The sequence below is a fragment of the Allorhizobium paknamense genome, from assembly GCF_030815125.1.
Classification (GTDB): domain Bacteria; phylum Pseudomonadota; class Alphaproteobacteria; order Rhizobiales; family Rhizobiaceae; genus Allorhizobium; species Allorhizobium paknamense.
The window spans coordinates 50,497-63,766 of the sequence record NZ_JAUSWH010000016.1; the positions used below are offsets into that span (position 1 = coordinate 50,497).

Consider the following 13,270-nt stretch of genomic DNA (forward strand, 5'->3'; position numbering starts at 1 on the left):
ATCGGCGCTCTACAATTTTGTTTTTGCATCGGATTTTTCCGAAAACCGGTTCCCACTTTTCGGTCCGATGCTCTAAGCCCTGATGACGGAATGAGAGCATGAAAAAGCAAATCACCATCGGGTCCGACAATCCCTTCCTGCGGGATCACCATGTGCACGGCCATGCCATTCTGCCGGGTTTGGCCTATATCGATATTGCCTATCAGTTTTTCCGCGATCATGGACGGCCCCTTGAGACGATCCAGCTTGAAAAGCTGTTGATCTTCAAACCGCTTGTGGCAGAGGAGGGGCGCCCCGTGCGGCTCGAAATCGCGGCCATGACAAAAGCGGCGGGGCACTGGTCCTTGCGGTTCGAAGGGGTCACGGGCCAGGGCGAGGCCGTCACCTATGCCAGCGCCGAAGTCCGGGAGCGTGCATCCCTTCGTCTCGATGCGCGTCTTGATCGTGACACCGCAACGGCGCAGAAAGACCTGACGCTCGATGCCATCTACCGGAGTTTGGGCGCACGGGGCCTTGTGCATTCCGGCGTCATGAAGGTGGAAGGTTCTGTCCAAGCGGCAGCCGGTGCCGGGATCATCCAGCTTGCGCTGCCGTCTGCTCTGCCTGTGCCGCCAGATGCCTTTCTGTTTCATCCGGCGCTGATCGATGGCGCGGCCATTGCGGCCTTGGCCTTTCTGGAAAAGACAGGCGTGGCGGAGCAGGGCCGTGGCGATCTCTGGCTGCCGCTGGCCTATGCTGAATTTCAGGCAACTGAACCTGTACGAGGCCCTTGCCATGCGCAGGTGGCGCTCGAGCGCGTGCGCGTCCAGGGCGATATTCTTGCCTTCGATCTCGATTTCTTCAAGGAAGGCGGCAACCAGATCGCAGCCCTTCGGCAATTGACGCTGAAGCGGGTCGGCGATGCCAGCCTGCTCGACCAGGCCGGGCAGGCGGCGGTGAAACCGAGAGCGCAAACGGGCGGGAGCTTGAAAACCCCTTCCCATACCGTCTCCGCCGTGGAGGTGGTGACGGAGGCTGTCGCCGCTGTTCTTGGGGGAGAGCCGGAAGCGATCGATCGTCAGGCGGAGTTTTACGATCTTGGCCTGCAATCGGCCGGGTTGCTGCAGGTGGTATCGCTGCTGGAGGAGCGTCTGGGGCAGTCCTTGTCACCGACGCTGCTGTTTGAATACACCAACCCTGCGGCCTTGGCAGAGCACTTGCAGGACACCCATGGTGGCAGTTTCGCGTCCCAGGCTGGCGGCCCGGTGGAAGAGGTTCACGCACACCCCGCAGCGAACTACCCGGGGGATGAGCATGAAGACATTGCCATTATCGGCATGGCCGGGCGCTTTCCAGGTGCTGCCGATCTTCAGGCCTTTTGGGCCAATCTCAAGGCGGGCGTGCACAGCGTCACCACCGTGCCGGAGAACCGCTGGGACTGGCGGGCTTTTGAAAGCCTTCGTTCCGCCTCGGGCCGCCCTCTGTCGAAATGGGGAGGCTTCCTCGACCACGTCGATTGCTTCGATGCCCCCTTCTTCCGGATCGCCCCCGGCGAGGCCGAGGCCATGGATCCGCAGGAGCGGTTGTTTCTGGAAACCTGTTGGGAAGCGATCGAAGATGCCGGTTATACACCGGAAACGCTCTCCCCCCTCGCTGGTCAAGGCCAGCGTCGGGCGGTGGGGGTGTTTGTCGGCGTCATGCATAATGATTACGGATTCATTGCCGCCGAAGCCAACCGCGCAGGCCAGCCGCAGCCGATTTCCCTGAGCCTCGCGCCGATTGCCAACCGGGTCTCCTATGCTTTTGACTTTCACGGGCCATCGCTGGCGGTGGATACCGTGTGCTCCGCCTCGCTCACGGCCCTGCATCTGGCGCTGGAGAGCCTCAGAAAGGGGGAAAGCCAGGTGGCGCTGGCGGGCGGCGTCAATCTTTCGCTGCATCCCAACAAATATCTGAGCTATGGGCTGGAGGACATGCACGCCTCCGCCGATGCCTGCCGCTCCTTTGGCGAAGGAGGCGATGGCTATGTCTCCGCCGAAGGTGTCGGCACGGTGGTGCTGAAGCCGCTGTCCCGCGCCCGGGCCGATGGCGATCATATCCGTGCCGTCATCAAGGCCAGTGCCATCAACCATGGCGGCAAGGCCAATGGCATGCATGTGCCAAGCCCTGTGGCGCAGGCGGATGTCGTGCATCAATGCCTGACGCGGGCGGGTATCGATCCCCGCAGCATCACCTATCTGGAAGCCCATGGCACCGGCACGTCCCTTGGCGATCCCATCGAGATCCAGGGATTGAGCAAGGCTTTCAGCCGTTCGACCTTAGAGCGGCAGTTCTGCGCCATCGGTTCAGTCAAATCGAATATCGGCCATGCGGAATCGGCGGCTGGCATCAGCGGGCTGATGAAAGTGGTGCTGCAACTCCAGCACCGCATGCTCGTGCCATCGCTGCATAGCGAGCGGGTCAACCCCTATCTCGATCTCGGTAATTCTCCTTTTTACATCCAGCAGGAAGCCGGCCCCTGGGAGAGCCGGCAGGGGCATCCGCGCCGTGCCGGGGTCAGCGCCTTCGGCGCAACCGGCTCCAATGCCCATGTGATCCTGGAGGAATATCGCCAGCCACAACGGGAGGATCGGCCAGTCTTGCAAGGCCCTGTGATGATCGTGCTGTCTGCCCGCAATGGTGAGCGGTTGAAAGCCCTGGCCGGGCGGCTTTCAGATCATCTCAAGGCGCTGCCCGCACCTTTGGACGCAGGGGAAGGACAGCGTTTTCTGGCAGATCTTTCCTATACCTTGCAGGTGGGACGCCGGGCGCTCTCCGAACGTCTTGCCTTCGAGGCGGAGAGCATCCCGGAGATCCTCGCAATGCTGCGGGCCTTTCTGGATGGAAAACACCCGCCTCGTCCCTTGCATCGGGGCCGGGTCGAGCAGGGTCAGCCTGTCGGGCCGTTCGATCCGTCTTTGCCCGAAACCTTCGTCAACGGAGAGCATTCGGGCCAGCAGGCGCATCTCCTCGATAGCTGGGTCAAGGGGGCCGTCGTGGATTGGCCGCGTCTTGTCTGGGCAGAGGGAAAACCGCGCCGTATCAGCCTGCCGACCTACCCCTTCGCGCGCGAGCGCTACTGGATCGGTGGCACGAAGATGGTGGGCGAGCCTCGTCCGGTCCTTGCCGCCGCCCGCAAAGCCGATGGGCTTTCACCCGCCGTCATGACAGCCGATGACTCTCCGCTTGTTCAGGTCGTGTGTGGAATCGTGGCTGCCGACATGAAGATCGATCCCGTCCACGTCAGTGTCGAAGACGGGTTGTTCGATCAGGGTTTGAGTTCAGCAGGCGTGGTATCCCTCTTCGAGGGGCTGGCGCGGCGGTTAAAGGTGACGCTTTCCCCGGCGCTGCTGTTTGAACACTCAAGCATCGCCGCCCTTTGCGCTTATCTTCTGCAAACCTATCCGGGCCAATGTGCGGATGTCGGGCACGAGGTGTCCACACCGCCTGTGGTTTCGCAAAGCCCTGCACCTATCTCACAAAGTTTTGCGCTGACGGAGGCCCAGAAAGGGCTCTGGGCGTTGCAAAAGCGCCTGCCCGGCATGAGCGCCTATAATGTGCCGCTGTGCTTCCGCGTCAGCGGTGTCGATCTTCCGGCTCTGGAAAAGGCGTGCGATTTTCTTCTGCGTCAGTATCCCGTCCTGACGGCGCTGATCGAGGCATCCGGTATGGTGCTTCATGGCGTGACGCGCCCGGATATGCGCCTTTCTCTCCGTAGGCTGAGCCTGAACGGGCTGACACAGCCACAGCAACACGAAGCTGTGCGCCAAGTGGCGCAGGAACCCTTCGATCTGGACAGGGGGCCGCTTTTCAAGGTTTTCCTGTTCGATCTCGGGGCGGATGAAAGCCTTCTCCTCCTGAACGTCCACCACATCATTTTCGACGGCCACTCCATCCCGCTGCTGATGGAGACGCTTTTGAAAGCCTATGACGCCCATCGCACGGGCGGTGTGGTCCAGCCTGTGCCGCTGTCCTCACCCTATGGCGCCTTTGCTGATCAGGAGGCGGCGCTGGTGTCGAGCGAGGAAGGGGCGCGGCGTCTGGCCTATTGGCAGGAAAAGCTTGCCGGGCCACTGCCGGTTCTGGCCCTGCCGGGCGCGCCGCCCATGCCGCAGGCCAACCTTTCTGCCATCGAGGCCTGCCAGGCGGAGAGCCGGAAATATGTATTGCCGCGTGATCTGACGCAGCGGATCAAGGCTTTTTGCGAGGCTCGCCGTCTCTATCCCTCCACCTTCCTGCTCGGCCTTTTCAAGCTGGTTCTTGCCCGTCATTCCGGTGAGGAACAGGTGATGGTCGGCATGCCGGTCAGCCAGCGGCGGCCTGGCCGTTTTCAGGATGCGGTGGATTTTCTGATCAACATGCTGCCCATGCTGAGCCGGGTGAATGAGGCAGAGGCGCTGCCGGCTTTTCTGGAGAGACTCCAGCATACCCTGCTGGAGGCGATGCTCAATGATTATCCCTTCCCCGTGCTGGCGCGATCTCTGGCACAATCCGATGCCACCGGTGCAGCGCCGTTCTTCCAGGCGGTCTTTATGTTTCAGGACATGCTGGGGGTGATGCATCGGCTGGAGCCCGATTTTCGCTGGGTGGATGACATCCGTCAGGAAGGGGAATATCCGCTGGTTCTGGAGGTCTTGGAAGAGCAGGACCAATTCGTCCTCTTCTGGACGTTCCAGACAGCCAGGCATGATGCGGAGATGATCCGGCTGGTGGCGGCGCAATATGCTGAACTGGCGCAAGCGGTGCTTTCGGCTCCCGATTTGCCGCTCTCGGCGCATTCCATGCTGACCTCTGAAGAGCACCAGAAGATTTTGGGGGAATGGAACGCCACCGCTCAGCCCTATCCCCATCAGCAAACGGTGGATGACCTGTTCAGGGCGCAGGTGGAGGCCGTGCCCAACGCCATTGCCCTGGTCTGTGGCGATCAGACCCTGAGTTACTCGGCACTTTCAGCCCGCGTCGATGCGATTGCCGCCCGGCTAAAGGTGGAAGGTGGCAGGCCCGGCGCGCGGGTTGCGCTCTGCGTCGAGCGATCGCTCGATATGGTGGCCGGACTTCTTGCCATTCTCCGGGCGGGCATGACCTATGTGCCGCTTGACCCCTCCTTTCCGGAGGATCGGCTCGCCACCATTCTGGCGGATAGCGAGGCGGCTATCGTGCTGACCCAGACGGCGCTGGACGGGAAGGTGCAGCGGCTCATCGATCAGCGGCCCGGACACCGGCTGTCGCAGCTTGCCATGCTGGCGCTGGATCGGATCGAAGCGTCAGGCATATCGGTTTTGGCGGCGGCAAGCCCCGCCCCCGACGCTCTCGCCTATCTCATCTATACGTCCGGCAGCACCGGAAAGCCGAAAGGGGTGATGATCCCGCACCGGGCGCTGACCAATTTCCTCACATCCATGGCCAAGGCTCCCGGCATGGGCCGGGGCGAGCGCCTGCTGGCCGTGACGACCTACAGTTTCGATATTGCGGGTCTGGAACTCTTCCTGCCGCTGATCGTCGGCGGCACCTGCCACATTGCCGGGACAGAGACGGTCCAGAATGCCGAGAAGCTGAAAGACCTGATCCGCCGGACGCGCCCGACGCTGATGCAGGCCACCCCCTCCACATGGAGCATGCTGTTTCACGCCGGGTGGCGCAATGAGGAGCGGATTAAAATCCTTTGTGGCGGCGAGGCCCTGCCGGAGGCGCTGCGCCAGCGTTTCCATGAGACGGAGAGCGAGCTTTGGAACCTCTTCGGCCCCACGGAAACGACAATCTGGTCCACGCTCAAGCGGCTTTCCCCGCAGGAGGCCACGACCATTGGCGGCCCGATTGCCAATACCGAAATTCTGGTGCTGGACGACCAGAACCGGCTCAGCCCGGTTGGCATGGCGGGTGAGCTTTGCATCGCCGGTGACGGGCTTTCGGCAGGCTATCGGAACCTGCCGGAGCTGACGGCGGAAAAATTCATCGACCATCCGTTCAAGCCCGGCCAGAAGCTCTATCGCACCGGTGATCTTGCGCGTTGGACGGCAAGGGGCGAGATCGACTATCTCGGCCGTCTGGATTTCCAGGTCAAGCTCAACGGCTTTCGCATTGAACTGGGTGAGATCGAAAAGCACCTTACCGATCATCCAGCGCTCCGCGAGGCCGTGGTTGTCTTGCAGGCGCGCGGCGATATCAGCCGGCTTGTCGCCTTTCTTGTTCGGGAGGCGGGGGCGACGGCTGCTCCATCTGCTGAGGATTTGAAGAGCTTCCTGCGGGAGAGGCTGCCTGCCTATATGATCCCTGCCTTTTTCGTAGAGGTGGCGGCCCTGCCGCTGACACCGAACGGCAAGATCGACCGGCGAGACCTCATGGCTCGTGAGGTCAGCCTTGCGCCCGCCTCTTCTGCCGCTGCACCGGCACCGAAAAGCTCTCCTCTGACAAAACAGGCCTTGGAGGAGACCCTGCTGGAGGTCTGGACGTCCGTCTTCGGCCTTCAAGGCATTGAACGCGACCATTCCTTTGTCGATCTCGGCGGTAATTCCGTATCCGCCACCCTTCTGGCCGAGCGGATCGCCGGACGCATGAATTGTGCTTTCAGCGTCACCGACCTGTTCAGATATCCGAGCATCGCAAAAATCAGCGCCTATCTTGGCGAGGTTTTGCAGGCGGGGGCCGCCGAACCCGGCGCCGCCCCGCCCACGCTGGCACCGTCACAGGCCGATCCTGAAGCGTCGGACGATGCGCTTGCCGACAGTCTGGCGATTATCGGCATATCCTGCCATTTCCCCGGTGCGAAGGACCATCGCCAGTTCTGGCACAATCTGGTTGCCGGTCGGGAAAGCGTCCGTTTCCTCCATCCTGACGACCTCTCGGATGCCGGAAACGAAAGGGCATGGCGGGATCATCCCGACTACGTGCCCGTTGCGCTCAATCTCGAAGGCAAGATGGGCTTCGATCCCGATTTCTTCAAGCTCTCCAGGGGCAATGCCCTGTTGATGGATCCGCAGTTCCGGCAATTGCTGATGCATGCCTGGAAGGCGGTGGAGGATGCGGGCTACAGGCCGGAAGATGTGCCGAAAACCGGTGTCTTCATGTCGGCAAGCAATAATTTCTATCAATCGCTGGCCCGCCGTGCTTTGCAACATGCCGAGGTGATGGAGCAGGCGGAAGACTATGTCGCCTGGATTCTCGCCCAGGGCGGCAGCATTCCGACCATGGTTTCCTATCAGCTGGGGCTGACCGGGCCGAGCGTCTTCGTGCACACCAATTGTTCATCCTCGCTGAGCGGGCTTTATTTTGCGCAGCAGGCGCTGGCCTCCGGTGATGCCGATTGTGCGCTGGTGGGGGCGGCGACCCTCTTCAGCAGTTTCGAAGCGGGCTATATTCACCAGCCGGGTCTGAATTTCGCCAGTGACGGTCACTGCAAGACCTTCGATGCCCGCGCCGATGGCATGATTGCCGGGGAAGGGACCTGCGTGATCATGGTCAAGCGGGCGCGGGACGCGATCCGCGACCGCGATAACATCTACTGCCTCATACGCGGCATCGCCATCAACAATGACGGGGACGACAAGGCCGGTTTCTATGCGCCGAGCATTGCCGGACAGTCCGCCGTGATCCGGCGGGCGCTCGAAAAGACCGGAATCAATCCTGAAACCATCCGCTATGTCGAAGCCCATGGAACGGGAACGGCGCTGGGCGATCCCATCGAAGTCTCCGCCCTCAGCGAGGTTTATGAAAGCCTGACCGGCAAGCGGCAATTCTGCGGCATCGGTTCAGTCAAGCCGAATATCGGCCATCTGGATACGGCAGCCGGTCTGGCCGGATGTGTGAAGCTGGCGATGAGCCTTCGCCATCGCTGCTTGCCCGCCGAAATCAATTATACCACCCCCAATCCACGCGTGGATTTTGCATCATCGCCCTTCTTCGTGCAGGAGCGGGAAAGCCGATGGGACGAGCAGGCGCCGCTGGTGCGGGCCGCCCTCAGCTCCTTCGGCATCGGCGGCTCCAATGCGCACGCGATCTTCGAGGAATATCGTTCACCTCTTCCTGCAGAGCAGGATGACGCAATGCCCCGGGCGGCCCTTGTGCCCCTGTCGGCCAGAAATCCTGACAGGCTTCGCGTCTATGCCGGAAACCTCATGACCTTTCTGGAAGACCACCCCGTATCCCTTGCCGACCTTGCCTATACGATGCAGGTGGGGCGCAGAGCCATGGAAAGCCGCGTCGCCTTCGTGGTGGAGAGCCTGGAGGCTCTGCGTGAGTCCCTGTCCCGCTTCCTGAAGGGCGAAGAGGATGCCGGGCGTTTCGAGGGGATGGCCCCTTCGGACCGGGCCGATGCGGATGAGGATGAGGATGAGGATGAGGATGAGGATGAGGAAACCTCAGACCTCATGGCGCTCTGGCTCGGCAAGGGCAAGCTCGCACCGCTGGCAAAGGCCTGGAGCAACGGGCAGACAATCGACTGGACAAAGCTTGTCCGCAAAGAGCGGTGCCGGAGGCTGTCATTGCCTACCTATCCCTTTGCCGAGGAGCCCTTCCATCACCGTCAGACAAGGGCGCTATCGGCAAAGGCAGGGCACATGCCTCTTCATCCGCTTGTTCACAGCCGCAGCGGTGAAGGTTTCTCGTCACGTTTCGATGGCACGGAGTTCTTCCTCTCTGAACATGTGCTGAAAGGCCGGAAGGTCCTGCCGGGCGTTGCCTATCTGGAAATGACCCGGTTTGCGGGAGAGAGCGCTCTTGGCCGGACGGTCACGGCACTGCATGACGTGGTCTGGATGCAGCCGGTCATCGTGGATGATGCCCGCAGGTCGCTGGCAATCAAGCTCGACGGCGGCGCAGACCAGGTTCGCTTCGAAGTGCTGAGCGAAGACCCGAATGCGGCCACGGCCGTTCACAGTCAGGGTTATGTGGTGATGGCTTCAGCAAACGAGGCGGCCGAACCCTCTCGCATCGAGCTGGATGGGATCCGCGCCCGTTGCAGAGACAGCGTCTCCAGCACGCATTTTTATGGCGTGCTGCGCGATCTCGGTGCAAATTACGGTCAGAGCTTCCAGGTGATCGAGACCCTGTGGAAGACGGATGGCGAAGCACTGGCGCGGTTTTCCCTGCCGGATCACCGTCTGCCCGACGCCGGTTCCTATGCCCTGCATCCCGCCATCATGGATGCTGCCTTCCAGATCACCGATAGTCTGATCCTGCAACCGGAGGAAAAGGGCGGATTTCTTCCCTTTTTCGTCAAGCGGGTCGAGATTGCGCGCGCCACGCCGCAAAGTGGCTTTGTCCATGTCCGCTTCAGCAGGGGAGAAAAACCCTCCGGCCCGGTGGTCCGTTATGACATCGATATCACCGATGAGCGCGGAGCGCTTTGCGTTGCCATTCGCGAATTTTCCGCTCGCAAGCTGGCAAAGGCGGATTTCGGCCCGGCAGAGGCCGACATCATCCCGGCGCCTATGGATGATCTGCTCTACCTGACCCGCCACTGGGTTGAAAGGCCGGTTCGTCCCGAGGTGGAAACCGCGGGCCGCAAGCGGCTGGTCGTTCTGGCGGGACGTGAGCAGGATCACGCCGCCCTGTCGGCCGTTCCTGCGGACTGGCAGGTCATCCATCTGCCTATCCTGCCGCAGCCGGAAGAGAGCGTGCTTTCAACCTTCACCACCTGCTTCGCTCTCGTCCAGAGGCTGTTCCGCGAACGGCAGGCGGCGAATACCGATCTTGTTGTGCTCACGCCGGAGGGAGGGGAGGCCTATGTCTTTGCACCGCTGGAAGGTCTGTTCCTGACGGCGATGCGCGAGGCGCGGAAGTTCAAGGCCCGGCTGGTCGGTATCGAAGGGCTGGAAAATCTGTCCTCCCAGGCGCTGTTGTCGCTGTTGACTGAGGAAATGCGGGATGGGTCCAGCGAAGCGTATGTGCGCTACACGAAAGACCTCAAAAGGCTGGTGAAGCGGTCCGCCGAGATCACGCTTCCGCTGGCACAACCTGTCGCCACGCTGCGCGAAGGTGGCGTCTACTGGATAACCGGTGGCAGCGGCAGGCTGGCCAGACGCCTGGCCGAGGATATGGCCCGCCGCCAGCGGGTTCATGTGGTGCTGACCGGGCGCACCGCTCCCGACAGGCAGAATGCTGCTCTGACCACCTTCGAAAACGGATCCTGCATCACCTACTGGCAGGCGGATGTCACCTCCCGCAGCGATATGCAGCAGGTTGTCGAGCGTATCGGGCGTGACCTCGGAAGCCTGAGGGGCATCGTCCATGCGGCAGGCTTGCTGCGCGATACGCTGATCGTCAACAAGACGGTTCACGACATCGAAGAGGTGTTTGCCCCCAAGGCCCGGGGCTTGCTGATCCTCGATGAGGTAACGCGGCATGAGCCATTGGATTTCATGGTGCTGTTTGCCTCCGTTTCCGGCACGTTCGGCGTGATTGGTCAGGCCGATTATGCTGGCGCCAACGGGCTTCTCGATGCCTTTGCCGAGCATCGCAACCGTCTTGTGTCTGAGGGCAGGCGGCAGGGCCGGACCCTTGCCATCGACTGGCCGCTCTGGCGGGGGGGCGGCATGCAGGTCAGCGCTGAACAACAGGCAGCCCTGTTTCAGGCGAGCGGCGCATCTGCGCTGGAAACGGAAGCGGGGCTCCACGCCTTCTACCGTGCGCTTGGCGGACGCGAAAGCCAGATCATCGTGCTGGCGGGTGATCGGGCGAAGCTCAGGGAGAGCTATGTGAAACCGGAAGAACAAGCCTCACCGATGCCAACCGTGACGGTTCCCGAAACACAATCCGTTGGTGTCAGGAGGGCCTTGCGGCATCACCTGTGGGTTCTGGCGGGTGAGCAGGTTCATCGCCAGCCGGAGGAACTGGATGACCAAGTGCCCTTTGGCGATTACGGCTTCGATTCCATTTCCTTCACCACGTTCAGCAACCGGTTGAACGTTCTGTTGAAGCTGAAGGCCGCCAGTGCCGAGGCCATCGCCCCGACCGTGTTCTTCGAACACAATACCCTCACCAGCCTCGAGACCTATCTGCTTGCCGATTACCGGGAAGCGGTTGAGGCCGCGTTCGCTTCTGAAGACGAGGGTGGCGACCAGCAGGAAACATCTGCAACCGTTATAGACTTGCCGCCGCCGGTGCTGGCGCCTGCTGTTGAAGCCGAGGCGCAGGGCTGCGATGACATTGCCATTATCGGCATGAGTGGCAAATTTCCCATGGCCGACGATCTCGATGCCTTCTGGCGCAATCTCACCGAAGGACGCGATTGCATCACCGAAGTTCCGGCAGAACGGTGGGACTGGCGGGCCATTTACGGCGATCCGCTGACGCAGACCAACAGGACAGACCGCAAATGGGGCGGCTTCATCCGGGGTGCCGCCGAATTCGATCCGCTGTTCTTCGGGATTTCGCCGAAGGATGCCGAGACGCTTGATCCCTGCCACCGACTGTTGATGACGCATGCGTGGATGGCGATGGAGGATGCCGGTTATTCCTCTTCCGCCCTTTCCGGCAGCCGCACGGCGGTTTTCGTCGGCATCGGCAATAGCGGCTATGGCGATGTCGTTGCCCGTTCGGGGCTGGAGGTCGAAGGACAGACGGTCATCGGCACCGTATCGTCGATGGCGCCCGCCCGGGTCAGCCATTTCCTCAATCTTCGCGGGCCGAGCGAGCCGGTGGATACCGCCTGCTCCTCCTCATTGGTCGCCATCCATCGCGGCATTCAGGCAATCCGAAACGGGGAGGCAGACCTTGCCCTCGTCGGCGGTGTGCAGGGCATGTTCTCGCCGCAGGTGCAGATCAGTTTCAGCAAGGCTGGCATGCTGGCCGCAGATGGGCGCTGCAAAACCTTCTCCAGCAAGGCAGATGGCTATGTCCGGGGCGAAGGGGTGGGTATTCTCCTGCTCAAACCCCTCTCAAAAGCCGTGAGGGATCGGGATAACATCCACGGTGTCATCCGCAGTTCCGCCATCAATCACGGGGGCCGGGGCAATACGCTGACCTCGCCCAATCCGAAGGCACAGAAGGAATTGCTGGTCACGGCCTACAGCAATGCCGGGATCGATCCCGGAAGCATCGGCTATATCGAAACCCATGGCACGGGGACGGCGCTGGGCGATCCCATCGAGATCAGCGGCTTGAAGGACGCCTTCGACAGCCTGCGGACGGATAGCCTCTCCGCCGGGGCCTGCGGGCTGGGTTCGGTCAAGACCAATATCGGCCATCTGGAGCTTGCCGCCGGTGTGGCAGGTGTCATCAAGGTTCTCCTGCAAATTCGGCATCGGACGCTCGTGCCCACCTTGCATTGCGAGGAGATGAACCCGCTGATCAAGCTGGAAGACAGCCCCTTCCGGGTGGTGCGGTCGCTGGAGCCATGGCGTCCCGTCCTTGAGAACAGCGGGCGGCAATATCCCTTGAGGGCCGGTGTCAGTTCCTTCGGCTTCGGCGGCGTCAATGCCCATGTGGTGATCGAGGAATATCTGCCCGAGGCTCATGAAGTCAGCGCCGATGAGGATGGTCCAGGCCCCGTGATGATCGTGCTGTCGGCCCGCTTCCCCGACCGGTTGAAAGCCTATGCCGAGGCGCTTCTGGCCTTTGCGGAGCGGCAGGACGAGGCTGGTGTGGCAGGGCCTTCCTGGCTCAGGCGTCTGGCCTTTACGCTTCAGGATGGCCGGGACCAGATGAAGCATCGTCTCGGTTTTGTGGTGTCTTGCGTCGAGGAGTTGAAGGAAAGGCTGCGGGCGGTGCTGACGGACAACGAAAGCATTGCAGGCCTGCATCAGGGTGAAGCCGCCAGACAGCCGGATGGTGACGATGGAGTGGACAATGCCGAGGACCTGCTGAAGCTCCATGCGCAAGGCGATCATGACGCGATCCTTGCCGAATGGGTACGAGGCCGCCGGATAAACTGGAGGATGTTTCAGGCTGGGTCGCCTCCGCGAAAGCTCTCCGCCCCCACCTATCCCTTTGCCCGGGAGGTTTACTGGGTCAAGCGGCAACACTCGGGCAGCACGGCCGACAGCCGAACACTGGAGCAGTTGCTCGGATCTCGGGCGGGGCCGCGGGAAGCGCCGGACCCATCCCGGTCCAGCGCGTCCGGCCCGACCGATCCCGCAAAACGCCGCGAATTGGAAAAGCTCCTGGATGCACTGGGAGCAAGCGACGGCATCGGGCCGAAAAGGGGAAACCGGCTTTCGGAAGAATTCGATGTTCTTACTCACCGATGATGGTCTGCCGGGCGTATCTTCCCGGCAGGTATTTGTTTTTAAATAGTTTTCATTTTTGACACTTTAGG

At 61.7% G+C, this 13,270-nt stretch carries 1 protein-coding gene; it reads left to right on the forward strand.

The window, feature by feature from the left end; translation table 11 throughout:
• Positions 1 to 98 precede the first annotated feature (98 nt).
• Complete coding sequence (locus QO005_RS19700) at positions 99 to 13,202, forward strand: non-ribosomal peptide synthetase (protein ID WP_307159735.1); 13,104 nt, start codon at positions 99 to 101, stop codon at positions 13,200 to 13,202.
• Positions 13,203 to 13,270 lie beyond the last annotated feature (68 nt).

What these genes read in the sequence shown, in the direction of transcription:
- QO005_RS19700 (WP_307159735.1), top strand. Translation starts at nt 99, where the DNA reads ATGAAAAAGCAAATCACCATCGGGTCCGACAATCCCTTCCTGCGGGAT.